Origin of the sequence: Legionella lytica, from assembly GCF_044626755.1 — a bacterium.
In the GTDB taxonomy this organism is placed as follows: Bacteria; Pseudomonadota; Gammaproteobacteria; order Legionellales; family Legionellaceae; genus Legionella; species Legionella lytica_A.
Window position 1 is genome coordinate 196,041 of the sequence record NZ_JBGORX010000001.1, and the last position, 23,020, is coordinate 219,060.

The window sequence follows — 23,020 nt, forward strand, 5'->3', positions numbered from 1 at the left end:
CTCTACGCCATGAGGATAGGCCGGGGGACATAGAAGTATAGAGCAGGACTCGAAAGGCATAGATGTGGGCAAGCTTCAGTTGCAAGCTAATAGGTTACATTTTTTAGTTTCTTTTCAAAACAATCATTTTTTCCTGGGACATATCCTTCATCGTAAAGGGAATTCCACCCGTACCATAACCTGATTGTTTTAATCCCGCAAATGGCATCCAATCAGTGCGAAAGGCAGTATGATCATTGATGAGTATTGCTGAGGCATTAAGATATTCTGCTGCTCTTAAGGCGGGTTCCAGATTTTCTGAAAAAACACTGGCTTGAAAAGCAAAAGGTAATGAGTTGGCAATCTTTATGGTCAGCTCAAGGTCTTCATACGCGTAAACACAGGTTACTGGACCAAAAATTTCCAACAGCGATACTTTCGCCTCAGCTGGAGGATTGAGTAATACCGCGGGAATTAATGTTGTTTCAGAAAGGCGTCCCCCGCCATATAATTTTGCCCCTTGAGTGACGGCCTCATCAACCCAGGAGATGACGCGTTCGGCTTCTCGTGGATGAATAAGAGGTCCTACTTCAGTTTCTTTAAGTAGGGGATCGCCAACACGAAGTGCTTTGACGTGCTTAACAAACAGCTCCATAAATTCGTCGATAAGTTCCTGATGAACAAAAATCCGTTGTACAGAAACACAAACCTGACCGGCATGGTAATATCCACCTTTGACTAATGATGGAATGGTTTTTTCCAAGTTAGCGCTGCGATCCACAATTACCGGGGCGGCTCCACCATGTTCTAAGGCGCAACGAGTCCCAGGAGCAAGTTTACTGCGTAAGTACCAACCTACTTTTGCAGAACCAATAAAGCTTAAGAATGCAACGCGTTTATCGGTTGCCAACTGTTCAGCCAAGTTATTGTCATCAGTAATTAAGGTTTGACACCATTGCTCGGTAAGGCCTGCTTCCCTTAACAATTTAACCAGCTCTATGCAGCATAAGGGAGTGGGGGCTGCCGGTTTGATGATCACGGGACATCCCACTGCAATTGCTGGCGCTACTTGATGAATAATAAGATTTAATGGATGATTAAAGGCTGAAATAGCGGCGACAACCCCAATAGGCTCTTTAATCGTAAATGCCCAACGATGATCACTGGCAGGAGTAAGCCCCATCGGAATTTCTTTACCTGCGAATTGACGTAATTCTTCAGCAGCATCATTTAATCCATCAATTGCTCGCGTTACCTCTATTGCAGCATCAGTAAAGGGCTTGCCGCCTTCTTGCGCAATCAGTTGGGTAAATCGTTCTTGCTGATCGGATAATAATTGGGCGGTGCGTTTCAATATGGCCATGCGCTCATGCGGCTTAAGCCAGGCATCGCGATGGTTCAAAGCTAGGCTTGCTTGATTAAGCTTGGCTTCCAGTGCCTCAGCATCATCAGCAGGAATTTCGGTGATTAAACTGCGGTCAAAGGCATGCACTACTTGCAGGGTTTTTTTCATGATTAGAATCCCTTTTTAACAGGGGGAAGTCGTTGCTGTAACTCGTCAACAAGAACGCGTTTATTTTCTGAATAATCAACTGGAAAAATAATAAGATGCACACCGCCAGTTGTAAACGCGTTCTCCAGAATGGATTGAAAATTTTCAATCGATTCCACGCGAGTTCCGCGGGCTCCATAAGCCTCTGCGTATTTGACGAAGTCAGGGTTGGTAAAGGTCATACCAAAATCGGGGAATCGATCCACAGCTTGTTTCCAACGTATCATGCCAAACGCATTATCTTCAAGAATGAGTACCACTAGGTTTAATTTAAGCCGTACTGCTGTTTCTAATTCTTGGCTATTCATCATAAACCCCCCATCCCCGCAAACCGCCATTACGCGACGATGAGGATACAAAAGTGATGCCATAATGGCAGAGGGGAGTCCTGCTCCCATGGTCGCAAGAGCATTATCCAGAAGGATGGTATTGGCCATTTGGGTTCGATAATTTCGTGCAAACCAGATTTTATACATCCCATTATCCAAAGCCAGAATCCCATCCTCGGGCATGACTTGGCGTATATCATAAACCAGTCGTTGCGGGGTGAAACGGTCTTCTGTTGCTCGAGCTGCAATTTTATTCAAAATATCATCGCGTAGATGGAGCAGGGCATTGGCATGGGGGATTTTGCCCTCAATTTTATCTGCGAGTAATTTTAATGAGGGTCCCATATCTCCGATAACTTCTGCTTGTGGGAAATAAATTTGTTCAACGGTGGCTGATTGATAGCCGACATGGATTACTTTAAGATTAGTACCCTCCATAATAAAAGGTGGTTTTTCTACGGTACTATGGCCAATCGTTATAATCAGATCCGCCTCTTCGATTGCCTGATGAACATAGTCGCGTGCGGAGAGCGCTGTAGTACCCATGTAATATTCTCTGGCTCCACTAACGGTTCCCTTACCCATTTGAGTCGTAAAATAGGGAAGTTTGCTGCGCAAAATAAAGTCGGCAAGTGCATTGGTGGCTCGTGGTCGAGAGGCTGCAGCGCCCAGCATTACCAAGGGTCGTTTCGCTTGCATAATCATTTCTGCGGCGCGATTTAAGGCTTGTTCATTAGCAATGGGGTATTCAATGGGATGTGGTGGAATAAGGCTAACTTTTTTACTGCGTTCAGCCGCTATATCTTCAGGAAGTTCTAAATAAACAGGGCCTGGAGTTTCTTCTTGAGCCACATGAAATGCTTCTCGTACTAAAGTAGGGATCATGGATGGTGAAACAATTTGACGTGACATTTTGGTGAGCGGTTGCATTGTTGCCACAGTATTTACTATTTGGAATCGTCCCTGATGCGATGATAAAACGCCTTTTTGCCCTGTAATCATAATCATAGGCATCGCACCCAGTAACGCGTATGCGGCACCCGTAGTAAGATTTAATGCTCCAGGGCCAAGGGTGGTAATACAAACACCAGCTTTACCGGTTAATCGACCATAGGTCGCTGCCATGAACGCGGCTGCTTGTTCGTGTCGGGTTAATATCAGTTTAATGGAGGAGGTGCGTAGTGCTTCAACCACATCAAGATTCTCCTCACCAGGAATCCCAAAAATATATTCAACTCCTTCATTTTCCAGTGCTGCGACTAAGAGTTCAGAACCTTTGATCATATCGTATCCCTTAATATTAAGAGCTCGTGCTTTGATGTATTTCTTTCAGAGTATTCAGTCCTTATCTTACATAGTATAACTAATATTATGTCTTTGTGAGCTTGTATTGTGCTGCTAACGAGGGGTAGTAATTTTTAATATTAAAATAATGCTTATTTAAGAAAGGGTTAGGTACTCCTAGGGTAATCCACTAGGGATTAATATTCGCTTTTTCTAATAAGCTGCTCTACATTTTTAGACGAAAACTATTAAGGAGAGTAAAATGAATAAGGACATCTTTGAAGGAAAATGGGAAGAATTAAAAGGCAAAATGAAGCAAACTTGGGGCAAGTTAACCGATGATGACTTTAAAGTAATTGAAGGAAATCATCAGGAAATTTTTGGCAAACTTCAAAAACATTATGGCTATTCAAAAGATGAAGTTGAAAAGGCAGTTAAAGACTTCCGCTCTCATATAAAACATTAAATAATGATCTAAATAGGGAAACATGATGAAAAAATTAATTATAAGTTTTTTTATTTTTAGCTCAACTGTTAGCTTTGCTTCTGTGCAAACTAATATGAATGAAAAATGGATTTGCACGACAAATGCAAGTGGCAGCGCGAGGGCCGATGACAAATCTGCAGACGATAAAATGGCAAATACTCAAGGCTCTGCCGCCAAGTCTTTTGCTTATGCTGCTAAAAACTGTCGTGATTGCACTCAAATAAAATGCGAAGCAAAAGATTAATTTTTTGCAATGAAGCTGGAATTATCCAGCTTCATTTATAAAACTGCATATTTAAGCCCGCGAAAATTTGCGTTGTCGGCTGAGCATCGCCTTTAGTCGACACCGAAAATTGAGGTTCCACAAAAACGTTATAAACAATTTTTCCTGATTTTATTACTTTCCCAGCCCCTAAACTCAGCGGCATCACGTGACTATTATTTTCCAAATTAAACGTCCATATTGGCGCTGATCTTAAATAAAATCCATGAGTAAGCTGCAAAAAGGCAAAGGGTTGTACTGCCAGAACACTGGTGTGCGCTCTATTTTTAGGTCCAGCAAAATCAGTTTGGTAGGTGACCAGGCCACCATATTGCAGTTTGGTCGATTTAGCATCGAAAAAGACGGCAGCCAAGCCGGTTTGCCACTTGCCTGATCCTAGGACTGAGGGATTGGCCGTAGGAGCCACCAGTAAAGGCCCAACCCCAGCACTGATTGCTGGATTTTTGGTATCAAGTAAATAGGTAGCAAAAATATTAAAATCACTTGGGCCACTTTTTTTAATCATCTGAGTAATCGGATAGGACGTAAATGGCATTGATGCGCGTATTAAAAATTTCTTCACTGGTTGCGCATATCGAAGCCAAAAGGTATCACCTTGCTGGGGAAATCCAGATATCTGAGGGTCGTAATAGTTTTGTACGTTAAATGCTTGCATGTTGGCTAAAGGGTTATTCGCTTGGGCTATTTCATCGGCTGCTGTTGCTGGTATGGGGACAGATAATAGCAGGGGAAGAAATTTGATTAGGCGGCTGTAGTTCATGCAATATCCCTATAAAATTAAAAAAGCCTCGCTCCTTATTAAGGGTAACAGATAATTTCAGGCAAGATAAACTAAAATATTTGAATATTTATACAATAAAATGAAGGGGTTAATTTGGTAAGAAGGGTAAAACTTATCGGTGTATAAATAGTACAACCGATCTGTTGTTTGAGAAAAAATTATACAGAGTTGATTTGAAATGGTAGAATAGCGGTATATATTGACTGGAGTTGTCTTCTAAAGCTGGGTGCATACATCGTTATAAAACAAAAGTGAATTGAATTAAGAACCAGAGGGATTTGTAATTAGACACAATAAGATACCTGTCAATAAGGTGTTTTTTTGTCTATTGATGTTTTGGCTTTTAGTTACCTGGTTGTTTGATGATTGCAGTTATTTATTTTTTGCTCGAAATAACTTTATGAGATGAATGCTAATGAATACACCAAACTCTTCACCGTCACTAACTCCTATTCTTCACCCCAGCGGCCCTGTCCCTCCGCTAAATTTAGCTCCTATCCCTGATCCATTTGATTTTTTTCCGCCTCCACTTGCGCCTCAGAAAAAACCCAACAACAGCCAGGAAGTTCTTGAACTGCTTTTTTCTGATCACAACATTAATGCTCGATTTGAGGAACGTTGCAATAGTCTTTACTATTTCAATACTAAGGCATTTAAATTTGGTGAGCTCTCTATAGAGGAGGAGGTTGATAAACAAATTGATAATCCTAGTTTTCCTGATTTTAAACGTCTTAGCTTCGCAGACTTACCTAGTGTGCGAGCCGAAGGTAGGCGTTCGGATTTTCGTTTTGCGGTAATCAACCAAAATGATACAGTAAATATTTTATTTTCTAAATGGTCTGGAAAGGTGGTAAAAGGAGATGGCATGTCTCATAGTCAGCTTGCTTGTGGTAAAGAAGAGGCTTCTGCATGCATCGCAGCGGGTGAGATTGAATTTATCGATGAAGGTGGGCAATGGAAAATCAAGCGATTATCCAATCAAACGGGACATTTTCAATGCCCAGTGGAAACCCTTCTTGCTCCCTTAATCCTTTTAATTAAGCAAGAAGATTTTCCTTTTGCGTCTCAATTTAACATCGTTTTAGAATATGGACATGATTTTCGAGAAGTCGAAATAAATTTTGCTGACTTACGTAAGATCTATGATAAAAAAATCTTGGCCAGAGAGACTAGTAACACCAAAGAACATCCAGACACACTCGTACAATTAGATGCACCTGTTATTAACGAAGTACCCGTTATTAAAGAAAAAGAAGTTGAGGAAGTTCCTCTACTAACCACCACACATGGTTTCTTTGGTAGCAACGCACGACGTAAAATAGACCATCAACAAGATAAAGAGTATCAGGAAGAGGCTGGTAATAGATTTAACCCACGCTCACAACATTAAGTGTTTATTGAGAGGAATTTATAAATCTTTTTCTTTATTTATTCCTCTGCAATCCTCCTACGTAGGACCTTATTTTTATGAAATTAAAATTCGTGTGCTTATGCTTTATATTTGCCTTTATTACAGAATGTTACGCGGTTGAACCCTTGCCCGATAATTTAATCGGTATTTCAAGCAAACCTGGAGTTGTACTTTTTCGCAAGAATATAAATGAGCATGTACTAAAGCTACTTGAACATTTTACGACTCAAAAAACAATGACTTATTGTGGAATTGCTAGTGCAGTCATGGTACTAAATTCTTCTAATCTGGAAGCACCAATTGATTTGCAACATGCACCTTATCATTATTTTACCCAAGATGATTTTTTCACTGAGCAGGTGCAGCAGATTATTAGTCCTGAAGAAGTTAAAAAAGAGGGGATTAGCTTATCCACCTTAAACCAGGTAATTAAGGGTTTTGGGCTAAAAAGTGAAGTCTTCTTTGCAGACGAGCTCTCGATGGATGAGTTTCGCTCTGTCTTGAAAACTGCATTATCAAATCAGCAATTTATTATTGTCAATTTCCTAAGAACAGAGCTGCAACAGCAGGGGAATGGCCATCATTCTCCCATTGCTGCTTATGATGAAAAAACGGATCGCTTCTTAATTCTTGACGTAGCGCGATATAAATATCCTGCATACTGGGTAAAAGCGGAAGATTTATGGAATGCAGTGAATACAAAAGATAACGAGGGGTATCGAGGCTTCATTATTATCCGCCCATAAATTCTACATCTCGAAGAGTTTACGAAAGATCTGCTGAAAGAGATCCTTCCAACGTACCTGCACTGAAATTCCAAAAGATTTACACCATATTCAGTTGCGCACACTAATCTTAGATAATGCCTTGTTTTCATTTTCTGAATTTATGATCTTAAATTTCTCGCAAAAGATTAATTAGAAGGTCCAGGGAATTCGCAATAACATGTTGTTCTTGTTCGGTTAATGCCTGTAGATTTTCATTTAAGCGATTATGTAAAAGGTAGGGGGCTTCTTGTACAAATTCTTTACCTTTTGGGGTGATATCAATGTAAATACTGCGCCTATCTTTAATGTCTCGCGTCCGGCTAACAAGGCTTTTTTCTTCTAGGCGGTCAATAACACCAACTAAGGTACTCATCGATAAATAGACTCTCTTGGAAAGGGATGAAATGGTCATCATTCCATTTTCGTAAATTTCATACAAGCAAATAACTTGAGGTACAGTTAAGCCATAATGTTTATTCAGTCTTCTTGAGTGATAGTCCATTTGTTGCATAATTTTGCGCACCGCAAGAATAATGGTTTTAGAGCGGTGATCAAGTTGATTTGTAACTTTGTCAACTCGGGGGGGAGTCTCACTCATAGTGTGTAATTACCTGGATGTTAAGGGCCTCTATTATATCCAAGTGCACAAGCAAACTATAGCAGCCTTAGCAAAAATAGTTTGTGCCTAATAGGGTATTTAATAAATGTTTTCGTGGTTGCATCAAAATCATAAAGGTTGAAAAAAAATAGCTTAGCCTTTACTATAAAAAATGATTTGAGTACGAATTATATCAACAGAAATGAAAAATAAGAGTGTTATTTGTATTATCTAAGTATTCAATATCGTTATGGGAATATCCGCAAAAGTAGTAATTCAATTACTAGCACTCTCTTAAAAATTATAAACAAAGGAGGGTTATCAGATGGATAATCAAAATAACTTTTTAACTGGAAATGCTTCGCAATTGGCGAGCAGCTCAGATAAGGATGAAATTCATTTTAAAAGTAATGGGGTTTTAACCTTAGGAGTAGAGATCGAGCTGCAACTCATCAATGCTGAAGATTATAATTTATGTTCAAGAGCTGCCGAGGTGCTAAATGCCACAAGACATCTTGAAAAAATTAAACCGGAGTTTTATTTAAGTACTATCGAAGTAAATACGGATAAATGCAGTTCTGCTCAGCAAGTTGAAGATGATCTTTACAAAACCCTGCTGTCACTACAGCATGCAACCAAAGATTTAGGCATTTTATTTTCAGCTACGGGCTCTCATCCATTTTCTAAATATTATGATTGGGTGGTTTCTCCCACGACTCGTTATCAAGAGTTAATTGATCGTAATCAATGGCTCACGCGTCGCATGAGCGTGTATGGTTTGCACGTACATTTGGGTATGCTTAGTGGGGAAGACTGTATTCGGTTTAATAATTTTTTTATGTATTTTTTGCCCCATTTATTAGCTCTTTCTTCCAGTTCGCCTTTTTGGCAAGGAATCGATACGGGGCTTGCAGCATGTAGACCGACCACTTATGAGGCTTTACCTACAGCAGGGCAGCCTTATCATGTACGGACTTGGCAGGATTTTGAAAGCTTATATAGAACATTGAAGTTATGTGGGTCAATTAAGTCACTGAAGGATTTATGGTGGGATTTAAGACCAAGCCCAGGCTTTGGAACTTTAGAAATTCGTGTCTGTGATGGGGCGGCGACCCTTGCTGAAACGCTTGCCTTAGTTGCGTTGATTCACACGTTGGCTCATTGGTTTGCTGATAATGGGAGTTGGTTGGAATCAGTTGCCTGCCCCCCATATTGGCTTGCTCGTGAAAATAAATGGCGAGCCATTCGTTATGGCTTGGATGCTGAGTTATTAGTGAATACGGAGGGAAAAACCAAGCTAATGCGTGAAGACATCAATGAGTGGGTTGAAAAATTAAATCCTTACATTAATAAATTTAATTATCAAACCTACTTTTCTACTCTGCAAATGATTATGGATGCGGGAACTAGTTCCGAACGACAACGTAAGGTATTTGCTCATAATGAGAGTCTTATTGATATTGTAAAGCACAACATCAGTGAGTTTTTATTACAGACTCCTCTATACAGACGCGAAACGGTGCTTGCAGCCTTGTAAGTACCATTGAATAAGATAAATTGAGGAATACAGCATGAAAGTAATTTATACATCAAAGAAATTAGGTAATGTACTTATTAGTAGTGAATTGAATCAATATACAATTTTTTCAAGCCGAGTGCGGGCCAAATCCCTTAATCAAGAGGATGAGGCCGAGTTAATTGAGAAATATACTCGCCTTTTAAGCAATCCTGAAAATGTAAAGTTATTTGGTGCAGGGAAAGCTTGGACCTCTTCTGAGGTAACAGAATTCATACAAGCAGAACTCAAAAACTGGAATTGTGGCAACAAGTTTTCGGTGTTTTCAATTTATCATGCGCGTTCCCAAGAGTTTATGGGTTTTCTTCAAGTACGACATGCGGTAGATGATTTTTCTCATATCGGTGTCGGCCATACAAATGTCAGTGAAATAGCCTATATTCTTGACCAGGATTTTTGGGGGAAGGGGTATGGGACTGAACTAGCAATTTTAGGAAAGAAGTTTATTAAACATATTATTTCTGAAAGCGAGGTGACTTTAGAAAAAAATATTAAAGAAATTGTTGCCACAGTTCACCCTGAAAATGAGGGTTCAAAAAGAATTTTAGAAAAAACACTGAAACATCAGGAGCCGGAAGAGTTTATTAAATTTGGTGGGCAACCGAGGTTATTGTTTTTTAAGAATTTAAAAAACAAGGTGGTGGTGCCAGAGCTAGAGCAGTCTGAAGTTGTTTGGGCTGCAAAATTATAAACGAAGAGCTGGCTTGGAATAACGTTAATTGAATACATTTTTCCGGTCTTGCTCCCGTATTATGCTTCGCTAATACGGGCTACTATTAATGATTTGTATAATAGAAAAAATCTTTTTTACGTGCGCAGCCTAATTTGTTTTTTATAATTTCAATGTAATATTCTACGGTTCGCACGGATAACTTCATAAGAGAGGCGATTTCTTTAATCGTTTTGCCCTGAATCGTATAACTAAAAATAGCTTTTTGCTGTAAGGAGAGCTGAGATAGTAAAGACGAAGCGCTTTTGGGAGGCTCAAGCAACTTAAAGTGAGACGCGGTCATTAATAAAAGCGATTTTAACAGCGGCTGATCATCCCATTCATCCAGATCTTTCAATTGTTCGGGAAAAAAACTGACGCCAATGACCCCGATGACTTTTCCTGTGTGGGAATAATAAGGGGATTTATAACTTAAACCACCTCTAACTCTACCTGGCTCAAAAGAACCATATTCCACAAAAATCTGCGGTTTGCCCGAGTTTAACGTTGCTTTATCATTTGCTTGCCATTTGTATGCTTCATCGGGATCAAGTACCAGATCTCGGTCTTGTGCACCAACTATCTCTGAGGGACTGGTAAACCCAGCACTAATAGCCTGCATCTCATTACACTCCAATAGAACCCCTTTGGAGTTTTTAATATAAAGATGACAAGGCCTATGATAAAAGTCATCAACATTAATTAAGTTCACAGCTCTATTCTCCCAGATGCAAGCTCCATGCGCGTGTCGCATATAGAGTTAATTATAACAGTTTATTGGCCATATAATATACAATATTTAATTGGGAGCATTCATAATTATGAAATTTATTTAAATTCTGAATGTTTACTGCATTGTTTAAAGCGCCTATTTAAAAGCCATAGTCATTTTGGGCACTTTCGTGCCCAATCAAATCGCATTTTTATGCTTTGGGAACCATTCCTGCGCCCCAATTTGCATTTGCAGCTAATGCGGATTTATATTCTTCAATGGCCTCCATAATTGCCCGATTAGGAACCAACACATCGGTAATTTTTTGTTCTGACTGCATGTTGATGCGACTCGGAGTTTTTCTATGATCAGCAAGCCATTTGGTAATCTTTGAGCGTTCATACGTAATGCCATCTAGAATGCAAATTACTGGATCCGTCATTAAGTCTAGAGTAATCGGACAACATAAATGCCTTGGTGGCTCTTGGTCGTTTGGGTTGGTGTTAGGGGCGCTGCTCATACCTGCTCCGGCTTCTATTGATGGTGCTGCTACCAGCGCTCCAGTTTTAAATAATGAGATGCTCGGAGCCGCTTGAGCTGGACTTTGAGCGGGTGCTATTTTTTTCGGTTTAATCACCGTACCATCTCGACAGGTAAACGTACAGGAGGATGGGTGTGGTGACGTTCCATCAACCTCAATACCGCTATGTGCCTTGATGTAAACATAGCTGCCAATGTCTCGGGTAGTCACTTCATCCGTCGTGGATGTCACACGCACATTATCACCAACAGTATGTAAATGAACGGAGTCATATGCTTGAATAATGCAATTGTCTCCGGTTGTTCCACGTACTTTAATCTTGTTTTGTTTGCTGGTTAATGTACTGTGAGCACCTAACTCACGGACTTGTATCGCGTCTGAACAAGTTAGGCTACTGTGACTCCCAATATTTTCTTCAACCGTTATTCCATGGTTTTTCGAGGTTAGAGTACAATTACTGCCGAGGCTCTTTAATTTAATTGCATCACTTACTTGGATGGTAACTAAATCCGCTACTTCTGCAGCATCTAGTCCATAATTCTTACTCGATAGATGTGAATCAGCGCCAATATTTCCTACGTTAATTCGGTCACTAACCTCAACTGTTACACCTGTGCCTAAGTTACCCGCGGTTAAACCATAGTTTTTGCTTTTTAAAATACAAGCATCACCAACATCGCCACCTTTAATTATACTATAAACATCTACAGTGACTCGGTCTCCTAGTTTTCCAAAATCAATCCCATAATCAGTACTTTTACATCGACAATCATCTTTAATTTCTTGGCTTACTTTGATTGCTCCATAAACCTCTACGACGGTACCTGAGCCAATAGTAGTCGCAGTGATTCCTTCATGTGCGCTTTTTATGAGGCATTTCTTACTGATCTCGTCTGCTTCAATTGGGGCATCGGAGTTAATAGTTACAAAACGGCTAATTCTTCCTTTAACTTGTAATTTAGCTGGGGACATGGATTCTTCTTCAGCAGGAGCAGAAGGTGCTGCTAGAGGTTCTGGAGCTGCTCCTATTCTCCCTTCAACCGTCACCGAGGGGCCGTTGACAATAATTTTAGTGCCTTTATAAGTGACTCCATCAATGGTTGCGCTGGTTATCCCAGCAGGTTTAGCATCAACTGAAGAGGAGGAGCTAGCGAAAAAATTCATTGATGGGGCTGTCGGGACGATTTCAAAAACGTTATTACCATGAGAAATTAACGTATCGTTGGTGAAGATTCGACCATTTACTTTAACATTACCGATATATGTATCGCCCATACACATCATTGCTGAGACGGAAAGCGCTGCAAAGGTATAGCTTGCTCTGCCTTGAGATACAATGCTTTGTGATTTTATAGTCATTCCACCAAAAGAAATTGTTCCACCAAGCTTTTGCAACTGATGCATTGCTGAGGCTTGTCGTGTTGTAGCGGATATAGATACCTGCAAATTAGCATGTCGTTCCACATTTCCTTCAATAATCAATGAGCCATCTTCGACAATAACAGTAGCTCCTTTTCCTACATCCTGGGTAATAGTTAAATCACCACGATGGGTAATCTTTTCACCTGGTGCAACACTAACAATTGTTTTCATGTAAATACCTTATGTTGTTTCTTATCTATTTTTTAATATGATCGTTATTTGTCGGATCATTTTTTTAAGCAGATTACGGTGTTAACTCATTCCCATGCGCATTTGATTTGCATCCTCTTCAATTAAATCTGTATTCGACGTCGTCGTTTGTTGATTCGTTAGGGCGCTGGGGTTCAATTGACGTCTTGGAGGAGTGTCCTCTATTTCCGGATTGTTTTCTGGTGGATTCGTTAAAGAAGTAGAATCAATTTGTTCTTCTTCGTATCGTTGTGTATTTCGTCTCATAGAGCCGATAGTAACTGATGCGCCGGCGAAGAATCCTAGAGAGCTAAATGCCAATCCTCCCAATGCTAAGGTGGACAATTTCATCCCTAATAGGGCAATGATACCTGGACCTAAAAATAGAGTTGCGGGTATTCCTACTCCTACGCCGATAAGAGCATCCCTTATCCAAGATGGAGTGGTAATTAAGTGTTTGGTTGCCGCGAGGATTGGGTGGTTTTTTTGGAAGGAATAATCTGCAATAGCGCGATGCAATAAGTCAACTTTATGCATCGGCACAAAAATGCAATTATAAACAAATTGCTTTTTACCTGCAGATCCTATTTCCATTTCTATATTAAAACGTTTCACTTGAAAATCAGCTTCATGTTCGAAGTGCTGCTTAATATGCTCGCAGAGAGGTATTAAGTCTTTGGTGGGACGAAGTCCTATGGCAATCGCTTTTTGGTTAAAACAGGTTGAAGCGACCCGAGCTACAATTTCATTACTGCTAAATTCTTTTTGCAGGAATTGTTCGTATTCAAAAATTGTTTGATTATTAATTAGTGGTGTATGTTGATAGTGTTCGTCTAAGCACATGACCATTCGATATTCTGGCCAGGAATTTACTTCCCCAGCTGTGCGTTGATCTAAAACAATAGAGCCATCGTCAAAACTTAAGATTTGGATTTCTAATTGATGAATTGTGCCTTGCTCATCTTTATAAAACCCGCCATCTGGGTGGTCGGGAATTTGTATGCCTTCTCCTGCTCCATTTTCCTCATTAAATGCTAGAGGGATGGCACCCGTAGTGATATTTCTCACGAGATTATCTAGGGGGGCAAGTCTGGAGTTCGTGTCTCCAATGATAACCGCTCTCGTTGAGGTCGAGTGTTCAAGAGCTTTTCTGCATTGACGTTCTAAGTTTAAAGGGATTGCATCAAAAATACCCCAGATATTGTGAAAATCAACAGTGATTGCGTTATTATCACTCTGACATAAAGTAAGAGAGCGGATTCGATTCTGTCTGTCTGAGGAAGTTTGTTGGGCAATCCAACGATCTTTTCTGTAACACGTAACAATTTTAAATTCGTCCTCTATAATTTCCCACGCATCACCAAGCTTCTCTTTAAGCACTGGCACTATGAATTCAGGAGAGGCTTCTTGAAAAGCAAGAATATCAACGTCGTGCAGTGCGATACCTAACTTTAATCCCTCGACCATTCGCTGGTATCGTTCTAGCATTTGTGTCGCAGTTTCTCTTGAATTGCGTTCATGGATACCGGAACAGACAATCCCGCCTAAAATATTTAATGAAATGATATTCAGTGTTGATTCATCGGATAGGGGAACCCGGGCTAAGATAGCTAAATGATCGGAGTAAGCCAGAGCCGGATTCTCTTTAGTTTCTTGGGGTAAAGGAAATTGGGGGTGGATTCGTGCGACAGGACTTAGATCTAATCTATCTGTAATTTTGCTGTAGCTCATAGAACATCCTCATATAACGCAGTGCGTGCGTTGTTTAAATTTTTCAATGTGTCTTATTTTAAGTCAGGTCGAGATGTTTCATATACCGTATTTTTTACGGTATATGAAACAAATTTGTTGCCTAAAATTTTAAAAAATATTTTTTAGGACTCTATTATGCTGACAGAACAACTCATTGAATTATTTTTTTATGCAATTAAAAGCAAAAAAATATTTACAATTATCCTGGGGTATTCTGATCTTGGCAGCTAAAGATAAATGTGGAAGAAATGCGTAATTACTCAGCATAAATTTTCAAAAATACCTGGTGCAAATCTATGTGGTCCTATAGTGGGCGCATTTAGCAATTTTAATCTAGCTGTGGCATTTTGAGTCCGTATTTGTCAAAACAAGATTCGAGCAAATATAATACAATGCGTTTGGTTTTTGTATGCAGCATTTTTTAGAGTATTAATATAATTTGGTTAAGAGCAAAAGTAGCCTCGCTGCTTGCACCAGGCTGGTGGTGTTGATCAAAAATTAAACGATAATTTTGATATATACTTATTTAAAATCATAGGGAGATGAAGATGTTATCAAAATTGTTCTGGTTATTGATGATTCTAAGCACTCAAGCATTGTGTCAAAATGTAGTTACTTTAACTCCAGCGCAAATCCAGAGTGCTCAAGATGAGCAAACAGTGCAACAAGCAGTAGTTGCTTACCGGTTTTGGTATCCTACCGTTTCTGCTGAAGCGATTTTTCATGGTTATCGTGAAAAAAATATTCTCGATAATAAATCCTTGGTTATCTTAGCTGCTACTCCTCAACAGCTTGGCTTTACTTTAAATTCGGACACGCCTTATGGGGGAGGGACTCTGGATTTAACGCAGGGACCTTTTGTCATTGAATTACCTCCAGGACCTTATATTGCCTTAGTTGATGATCATCATCAGCGCTGGATTGTGGATATGGGTATACCTGGACCTGATCGAGGGAAGGGGGGGAAATATTTAATCGTACCTCCTAATTACGATAAGCCAATCCCTGAGGGCTATCATGTGGCTCATTCATCAACTTATAAGTTAATGTTAGCCATTAGAGCATTACCCCAGGGAGGCGATACTGCTGGGGCTTTGAATAGCCTACGCAAGATTAAAGTTTATCCTCTAGCGAGCGCGTCTAATCCGCAATTAGTAACTTATGTGGATGGCGATACCTTCTACATGGACACCACTCCTTTGCGTTGGGAAAAGAATATTGAATACTGGAAGCAATTAGCAAAAGTAATCAATGAAGAGCCTATTCTTGATGAATATAAACCCATGTATGGCTTATTAGCCTCATTGGGAATAGAAAAGGGCCAACCTTTTAATCCTGATGAGCGCATGCAAGCAATATTAACTAAAGCTGCAGAGATTGGGCATTCACAAATGATGCTTTCTTCATTTACTAATCAGTCAGAGAACGTCTTAGTCTGGCCGGATAGAAAATGGCAGTGGATTGGTACTCTGGAGAATAAGGGCAATTTTGAAACTCCTTGGGGTATTGATCTTGCCGCCCGCGATCGCTGGTTTGCCATAGCAATAGCGGCATCGCCAGCAATGTTCAGTCGCGCACCCGGGGCGGGTTCTTTATATTGGTTAGGTATTCGGGATAAAAAAAATCAGTATTTAGACGGGAGCAAATCCTACCAATTAACTATCCCTCAACCCGTACCTGCTCGTCTTTTTTGGTCGGTTACGGTGTATGATGTAGAAACGCGCAGTGAGATTCAAACAGAGCAAAATAAAGCAGTTTTAGGTTCCTTAATGGATTTTAAGGACGTGGATAAGAGCAAACCAGTTCCCCTTTATTTTGGTCCAATACCCCCTGCAGACAAGAACGCGCGCTGGATAAAAACCATTCCTGGGAAAAATTGGTTTTCCCTCCTTCGCATTTATGGTCCGGAGGCCTTGGCTTTTGATGGCAGTTGGAAACCGGGGGATTTTGAACAAATCAGCCAATAGAGACTCCCGAGTGCGCTCAGTTAAACAGAGGAGGGATGGAAGCTGTAGCCCGTATTAGCGGAGCGTAATACGGGATCTAATGCCTTCGAAAGAACAGATTGAATTAGAGCATTTTAGTAAACAATTAATTCCCCCACTTTGACCCCATCCAACTCATAAAAAATAGGTAATTTTTTTATATGAGTGTAGCGAGTTTATTGTATAGCGTGGATGAGCGTGCCTATACCGTATTTTTTACGGTATTTCAAAATACACATTTTGGTTAAAATACTTTCTTTTTGCTGATATGAAGTGATGCGTACTAAAACCAAAATTCGAATAGATTATTACCAAGTCTTAGGTGTTTCTCGAAATGCTACAACATCAGAAATTACCCAAAAGTATTATGAGCTAGCTCGGTCTAAGCACCCAGATCGTAATCCTCATCGCGTCAAAGAGGCTGAAGAGGAAATGAAAATAATCACAGAAGCGTTTCATGTGCTGCGTGACTCGGAGCGACGAGCGGCTTATGAGCACGTGTATGAAGGAGCAATCAGTGGCAATCTTACCACGGCAGGGACTGCTTTTGGACAAAAGTTTCGTAATCAGCACGCACAATTAGAGGCAAAATATCAACGCCTTCCACTTAAAGAGGTTTGTGGCGAATCGTATCTAAACCAATTTGTACCCATCCTTTATCCTAATCAACAAACACTATTTTCTTCTCTCCACAGTATTTTACATAACAACCTGCTTGTAGAAATACAAGACCACGCACTGACGCCACAATTTGTTATTGATACGTTTCATAAATTTCTTCAAATGCATTATAGACGTAGTGCCGTGGATGGTTTTCTGGCGAAGCTGAATGCTCAAATTCAGCGTCTTAAAGTCGATAATCCAAATTCTAGGGACTGTCTCTTATATGAAAGTATTCATGGAATAATTACCGAGGCACTTTATCATTCGGGCCCCCAAGTAAGTAATAACAAGTTAATTGGCGCTTTTATAAAGATAACTGATTATGCAGCGCTTACTGATGAAGATGAGCTTTTATGGTTAACCCCATTATTTCGTAGTGTTTATTTTAGAGATTTATACAAATATGCACTGCATTGTTATTGGCATGCAAAGGATGAGCTTTTTAGTTCCCAAGATTTAGCTGTTTTTGATGGGACCAAGCAAACAGAAGAATTGTTGAAGACATTTACTGAACGCGTAAGTGATAATCCTCGAATAGAGGAAGAGTGGCGCTATGTCAAATTATTAGATTCGTTTGAACATTATCCTGAAAAATCCAATGAAAATTATCGGGAAGTCGCTTATTTGATATTAGATTGGCTGCCTATCATTATCGAGAACTACAGTTATGGTGTAATCGCGAACACCATGTTGCAAGCAGCAGTGTATTTTCAAAAGTCTGCTTTGGATACTAACCATCCTGGTGCGGCACGTATGGCTGATGAGCAGATTTCTTTAGAACTGTATCAACAGGCGATTGCATTAAGTGATCGGGCAGCGCCAGATACAGAATTTTATATTCAGACTCATAGTTTAAAGTTTATCGCTCATTTTCATTGGCAACATCCTATAGTTAAAGATTTTATTCCTGCCTTGCAAAAAAATTGCTTAAAAATTGCGGGTATTTTTCCTTTTTTTGCTGCGTTGCAATCGAATATTTCTCGAGAGCTAAAAGGTGCTAAAACCGTAGTGCTTTTACGACGCTACTTAAATCAATTGATTGCTTTAGGGGAGGAAGAAAAAAGCCAGGGGATACAATCACCTCTTCCTCTTGTCGAGCCATTATATTATGCCTTTGAAGGATGTTTGAGACATTGGTATAGCAGCCCTTACAGCAGTAAGGAAGAAAGCGAGGTGCGCTATAAATTAATGAAGGAATTATTAGCTATCAATAAATGGACATTTCAACAGCTAGAATACAGTATTAAAGGTCCTTGGTTAACTGTTCCCAGAGACGAACAGGGTTGGCTAAAGCCGATACCTGAAGTGGCTTTTCCCAAAGGTGCGCCACCGGTTTATTTTAAATCAGTTCATGGACTCAGCATTAATTTGACTACGGGAGAAACTGATTTTCATGTGGTTCCCTGGCAAAAGGGGGACCCGAGCTATGAAAAAAAATTGGCTCCCTATGACCTGGGAGAGTTAATTGCCACAAAGGCTTCGCATAGCTTTTTTAGTTTGGAGCCTGGGGATCGTGAAAAGCCTTACACTCCCGTAAATAAGATCGTTTTTGGCCCCAAAGAAATCTATGATTCACAGCTGTATCATTGTATGTTTCTTGCTGATTATTTGTTAAAGTTTTTTACAGTAGGATGTGAGGTCCAGGCTCAAGAACCTTATGATACTCGCTCCATCGAATCATTAATCAAGAAGCTACCTAGATACCTCAGAAAAATTATCACCGATTATCAGGAAGCAACACCCACAGGCGGGGTGCATCGTTTTTGGATAGAAAACCAGCGAGTTGAATGCGCAATCAATGATGAAGCGCTGAAAACTTCGAATAAGCTATTCATTGCTCTGGGCGAGCTGAAAATGGTAGTTAAGAAGCATTTGATGAAGTATGACATGGAGGGCAATTTAATCGATGATCCGGATGAGGCTGGCGAGGGGTGGCCTATCTATGTTTTAACCATTCAAGAAAAAAATGAACTTAATATCAATACCTTCAATAAGCCTGCTTTAATCTTTCTTAAAAACGCTCAGCATATGTACTTCGTGAACGAAGACGGTTCAGAGGATTTACTGATAATAAAGCATGATAATAAATATTTAAAACATTTGTTTAAATTACCCCTACCTGCAGATGGAAAAATCACATTAAACTCGAACAATAATAGGCTCTTGTATCACTTAGCAAAGGAAGTCTGTAAACAAGCGAATAAACCGCATAAATTTTCACCTGAATATGTTTTTGCTCAAGAGTTCACTATTCATTACGATGAGTTTGCCCAATATTTTCCAATATTTGGTCGCCTAAAAGAACTGTGTAAGGCCACGTCTCTGGTCAGACAGCTTGAGAATCAGAGTGAGGCGAATAACCAACGGCTTAAAAGGTGTGAAGATACTCTAAAGGATTGGTTTTTTTGGTCTAGGTTAGAGAAAAAAATACTCCAAGAATTGGAAGGGAGTGTTGCTGAAATGGTTAAAGGTTGGCAAATGGCGGTAGCCAAATGCAAATCATCAAAAAAGTTTGGATTACGACTAATCTATCAGGAAGTTAACAGCAGTACCGCTACTTTTAACGAGCGATTAATGGCACTTGATAAGGCTTTTCCTAACGCGAGAAGGACATCACTGGGTAATTTTCTTAATAATGATTTTGACGATTTGGTTGAAGATATAACGAGAGCCGAAATTGGGAGCTTTCCTTATCAAGTAGCGGCAGCAAATAAAGAGCAGGGGTTTACGGCAGCTGCAGTGAGACAGGCTATGGAAGGGAACTCATCAGCGTTAATGAGTATTTTGCTCAATTGGCGTATTGATCATCAAAAAGAAGCACTAAAACAAGAAATTAACAAATGCGTGGTGCTAAAAAAAGCCTTTGATGCAATGGGAATTGGGATTATAAGCGTTTCTTCAAAACTAGATACGCAATGTTTATGGGTACCTGCCGCGATTAATCATCAAGTGAATAACAAGACGACACGTATGGTTTATGGTGGGGTTTTAAATCAACCTATCTATGACATCTTGAGAGCAGATAGCCCTTATCGCGGGCAGCTTTTAGCGTATGGTGGGTTTCAAGTTTATAGAGTTTGGGGGGGCGAGGCCCACGCTGATGGGGCATCTTGGAGTTTAGTTAATCCAAATAACGTAGCTAATTACAGGGATTACGCAGGCCTACCTCATGCAAATACAGGGCAATTTGTCACCACAGGCTATGTCTCTGCTCATGATATTTACTCAATGAGAGCTGCCTATTCTATATATCCTGGGCAAACGGCAAAAGGGAATGAGGTGATTATTCTCAATAGATCCAAAGTACAAGTTACCAGCGTATCGGGTGTAAATCCTCAATTTTAAAGAGACTTTATTGCAGCGAAGGAAATAAAAATGCTTTTAAAAATCACGCCAGACCTATTGGTAATTTGTGAACAAGATGGAGAAATGGAGCTGTTAATTAAGAAAAAATTTAGCCAAGCATTTATGGAGTACGGGAAACCACTTCGTGCATATTTAGTGTGTGTGCAGTATGTAGAACAGCCGATGAGGATGGGCGTCTCGTAGAACAATGCGCTCAGCAATTTTCTGCTGTTTTTGCGGTTAATCAGCATATGGATATTTTGTTTATTAATGAACACCAAGAGCAAACGATTAAAGCGCAGTGCGAACCTTTTTATAGCAGTCTTAATTATTAAGTGAAGTATATCGATGTTGAAAAAATATTTATTACTAGTCCAGCTGCGTTTGCGCGGTCTATCCCGCAGTCTTGATATTGCTAAGGCCTTCCATTTTGGTGATGAGGTGGAAAAAGATATAGAGCTCGCTGAGTTTTATTATAAAGAGGCCATTGATGAGGGTGAGGTTTTAGCTCATGGGTTTATTGCCCATTTATTATTTGAAAAGGGGAACCATGCAGACTCCTATTATCACTTTGGCAGATACTGTGAATTAACCGATGGAAACGATGAGGCGGTTAAGATCTATAAAAAGGCGGCAGGTTATGCCTCAATGGAAGCCACTCATAAATTAGCTACTCATTTATCGCAAACTGCAGAAATAGAGGCTTTATCTTATTATCGATATGCGACAACTCACTCCTATAGACCCGCAATGGAGGAGCTTGTTGAATGGAGTAAAAATAATGCCCAAGCAAGTTTTTGCTTGGGGCAAATGCATCATTATGGGGAGTTAAATAATCCCGTCGACTTCTTAAAAGCTTGGGCTTGTTATCGACAAGTGTTAGCGCTTTGCAATTATGAGCAGTCAATTTCTCTGGTTTCACACGCCTTATCTGGATTAAGAGACATTTGTCTTACTACGCGGGGCATAGAGTGGTTGAAGCTGGGCTTTATTTATAAATCAGAATTTGATGATTATGCTTCAGCCATCGATTGTGCTGTGCAGGTTACTAATTCGCAAACGGGCACCTCTTTAAGTGAATTTACTGAAGTAAATAATTATTATGGGCATTTAATTGGTTTAGCTTATGAGCAAAATAATGCCTTTAAAAATGCATGGAAATTTTATGTAATTGCTGCGAATAAAGGTGTTCCTGAATCTTTATCTAAATTAAAAGAAATGGCCTTAAATGCTGATAAAGCTTCTTGCTGGTTTGAGCTGGGTACACTGTATCAACAATTACAGCAAGACTCAGAAGCTGTTGATTGTTTTAATTACGCATATCACATAGATAAAAGCCAAAGTGCATTCGATGAATTACTCATCTACATTAACAAGAGTATTAATTACGCCTATGCTTGTGGCTCTTGGCATGAAGGACTTGAGGATTACGAGACGGCTCTATTTTTCCATAATGTTGCGGCACAAGCCAAACATGAACAAGCTTTGCTGGCGATTAGAGGAATTTGTGAAGCGGCACCCAACGATTCATTGTGGCTTTTGCTCGGAGGGCTGTATAGACAACCCTTTGAAGATAATATAACTGCGTTAGAGTGTTTTAAAAAAGCTTCTCCTGATAACTTGGGAGCGATTGGTCAAATAAAATCGTTAGTCTCCAGCGATGGTAACTGTGCTTTCAGGATGGGCAGAGAAGCGGAAGAACAAAACAGCGATGAGGCTTTACTTAACGCGTGGAATTATTATCTTATTGCTGCTCGATTAAACCATAAAAAAGCTCTGTTAGCCTTAGAGCGCATAGCTTTTAACGTGTCGCAAATAGATAAGAAAATCGTGGCTGCTTTAGAAATCGGTACTATTTACCAGTACGTAGTACAGGACAATTTAACTGCCTTAAGGTGGTATTTATTGGTTGATGATCTGAATAAGGCCGGCTTCAATCATGCCTTAAAAGTACTTGCAGAGAGCGACATCGAATGTACTTATCGAATAGGCCTCTATTATTTAGATAAAGGAGACAAAGAGAAGGCATTCACCTATTTTATTAACGCGATTAATAAAAACCATGCAGAGGCTGCAGACCACTTAGTACGGCTTGCTAACGAAGGCGATGCGCCTGCTCAATTTTATTTAGGCTTTCATTATCATCATCCTCGCGGGCATCATCAAAAGGCAATTGACCGATGTATGCAAGCCAGTGCACAACACTATGAACCTGCGGTGAATTATTTAAAATCAACGCCGTTTTCAGTTGATCTATATCTTCATATTGGCAAAAAATATGAAGAAGGAGAGGGCGTCGATGAGGACTTAGATCAAGCTTATTTCTTTTATAAAAAAGCTTATGAGCTTAAGGATAAACATGCAGCTTTTTATTTGGCACAGTTATTAGAGCTTGGAGGATTGAATAGCGTTACTGATGATGAGCCGGTCCACTATTTATTTACGGCAGTTATGTGGGGCTGTACTGAAGCACTACCCATGTTGAATCGGTTAGCTGAAGATGCGGATAAATCCACGAAAAATAAACTGGGTGATTTGTATCAAAAAAGACAATTTTTGTTTTTTGACCTGCGAGCCGCTGCTCGTTGGCATGAAAAGGCAGCTCAGAATAATGACTCGGATGTAAATACTAGCGGGATTAGATTCAAATAATGT

General features: G+C 39.9%; 17 protein-coding genes. 10 read left to right on the forward strand and 7 right to left on the reverse strand.

Annotated elements, in window-relative coordinates:
* Positions 1 to 103: 103 nt before the first annotated feature.
* On the reverse strand, positions 104 to 1,492 hold the full coding sequence (locus ACD661_RS00785) for an aldehyde dehydrogenase family protein (RefSeq protein ID WP_400185599.1): 1,389 nt from the start codon (positions 1,490 to 1,492) through the stop codon (positions 104 to 106).
* A gap of 2 nt (positions 1,493 to 1,494) precedes the next feature.
* The gene (locus ACD661_RS00790) at positions 1,495 to 3,144 is read right to left on the reverse strand and encodes an acetolactate synthase large subunit (RefSeq protein ID WP_400185600.1); all 1,650 of its coding nucleotides are present in this window, start codon (positions 3,142 to 3,144) and stop codon (positions 1,495 to 1,497) included.
* A 262-nt stretch (positions 3,145 to 3,406) separates the two neighbouring features.
* On the opposite strand from ACD661_RS00790, the gene ACD661_RS00795 reads away from it, so the two are divergent.
* Both ACD661_RS00795 and ACD661_RS00800 read left to right on the forward strand, forming a co-directional pair.
* Positions 3,407 to 3,610: a CsbD family protein gene (locus ACD661_RS00795; RefSeq protein ID WP_400185601.1), complete on the forward strand. Its 204-nt coding sequence runs from the start codon at positions 3,407 to 3,409 to the stop codon at positions 3,608 to 3,610.
* A 22-nt stretch (positions 3,611 to 3,632) separates the two neighbouring features.
* On the forward strand, positions 3,633 to 3,875 hold the full coding sequence (locus ACD661_RS00800; protein WP_400185603.1) for a hypothetical protein: 243 nt from the start codon (positions 3,633 to 3,635) through the stop codon (positions 3,873 to 3,875).
* A gap of 31 nt (positions 3,876 to 3,906) precedes the next feature.
* Here ACD661_RS00800 and ACD661_RS00805 read toward each other — a convergent pair whose 3' ends face one another.
* Positions 3,907 to 4,674: a hypothetical protein gene (locus ACD661_RS00805; RefSeq protein ID WP_400185605.1), complete on the reverse strand. Its 768-nt coding sequence runs from the start codon at positions 4,672 to 4,674 to the stop codon at positions 3,907 to 3,909.
* Positions 4,675 to 5,110: 436 nt separating this feature from the next.
* Between ACD661_RS00805 and ACD661_RS00810 the strand changes: the two genes are divergently transcribed.
* Positions 5,111 to 6,085, forward strand: a complete 975-nt coding sequence (locus tag ACD661_RS00810) for a hypothetical protein (protein ID WP_400185606.1) — start codon at positions 5,111 to 5,113, stop codon at positions 6,083 to 6,085.
* Positions 6,086 to 6,162: 77 nt separating this feature from the next.
* Positions 6,163 to 6,852 carry a phytochelatin synthase family protein gene (locus tag ACD661_RS00815; protein WP_400185608.1) on the forward strand — a complete coding sequence of 230 codons (690 nt, stop codon included), beginning with the start codon at positions 6,163 to 6,165 and terminating at the stop codon, positions 6,850 to 6,852.
* Between the two features lie 148 nt (positions 6,853 to 7,000).
* On the opposite strand, the gene ACD661_RS00820 is transcribed toward ACD661_RS00815, so the two are convergent.
* Positions 7,001 to 7,471: a MarR family winged helix-turn-helix transcriptional regulator gene (locus tag ACD661_RS00820; protein ID WP_400185609.1), complete on the reverse strand. Its 471-nt coding sequence runs from the start codon at positions 7,469 to 7,471 to the stop codon at positions 7,001 to 7,003.
* Positions 7,472 to 7,796: 325 nt separating this feature from the next.
* Between ACD661_RS00820 and ACD661_RS00825 the strand changes: the two genes are divergently transcribed.
* Positions 7,797 to 9,008, forward strand: coding sequence for a carboxylate-amine ligase (locus ACD661_RS00825; protein WP_400185611.1), 1,212 nt, complete (start codon positions 7,797 to 7,799; stop codon positions 9,006 to 9,008).
* Positions 9,009 to 9,042: 34 nt separating this feature from the next.
* Entirely contained in the window at positions 9,043 to 9,738 is a 696-nt protein-coding gene (locus ACD661_RS00830; RefSeq protein ID WP_400185613.1) for a GNAT family N-acetyltransferase, read from the forward strand.
* Between the two features lie 85 nt (positions 9,739 to 9,823).
* On the opposite strand, the gene ACD661_RS00835 is transcribed toward ACD661_RS00830, so the two are convergent.
* The 3 genes from ACD661_RS00835 to ACD661_RS00845 form a co-directional block, all read right to left on the reverse strand.
* Positions 9,824 to 10,468, reverse strand: coding sequence for a LuxR C-terminal-related transcriptional regulator (locus ACD661_RS00835; RefSeq protein ID WP_400185615.1), 645 nt, complete (start codon positions 10,466 to 10,468; stop codon positions 9,824 to 9,826).
* A gap of 211 nt (positions 10,469 to 10,679) precedes the next feature.
* Positions 10,680 to 12,602, reverse strand: coding sequence for a U-box domain-containing protein (locus tag ACD661_RS00840; RefSeq protein ID WP_400185616.1), 1,923 nt, complete (start codon positions 12,600 to 12,602; stop codon positions 10,680 to 10,682).
* Positions 12,603 to 12,683: 81 nt separating this feature from the next.
* Positions 12,684 to 14,351 carry a hypothetical protein gene (locus ACD661_RS00845; protein WP_400185617.1) on the reverse strand — a complete coding sequence of 556 codons (1,668 nt, stop codon included), beginning with the start codon at positions 14,349 to 14,351 and terminating at the stop codon, positions 12,684 to 12,686.
* Positions 14,352 to 14,920: 569 nt separating this feature from the next.
* Here ACD661_RS00845 and ACD661_RS00850 point away from each other — a divergent pair.
* The 4 genes from ACD661_RS00850 (at position 14,921) to ACD661_RS00865 (ending at position 23,017) form a co-directional block, all read left to right on the forward strand.
* Positions 14,921 to 16,339, forward strand: coding sequence for a DUF1254 domain-containing protein (locus ACD661_RS00850; RefSeq protein ID WP_400185619.1), 1,419 nt, complete (start codon positions 14,921 to 14,923; stop codon positions 16,337 to 16,339).
* Between the two features lie 294 nt (positions 16,340 to 16,633).
* Positions 16,634 to 20,365, forward strand: a complete 3,732-nt coding sequence (locus ACD661_RS00855; protein WP_400185620.1) for a J domain-containing protein — start codon at positions 16,634 to 16,636, stop codon at positions 20,363 to 20,365.
* Positions 20,366 to 20,523: 158 nt separating this feature from the next.
* A complete protein-coding gene (locus ACD661_RS00860) occupies positions 20,524 to 20,700 on the forward strand; it encodes a hypothetical protein (protein ID WP_400185622.1) in 177 nt (58 codons plus the stop codon).
* A gap of 13 nt (positions 20,701 to 20,713) precedes the next feature.
* Positions 20,714 to 23,017: a tetratricopeptide repeat protein gene (locus ACD661_RS00865; RefSeq protein ID WP_400185624.1), complete on the forward strand. Its 2,304-nt coding sequence runs from the start codon at positions 20,714 to 20,716 to the stop codon at positions 23,015 to 23,017.
* Positions 23,018 to 23,020 lie beyond the last annotated feature (3 nt).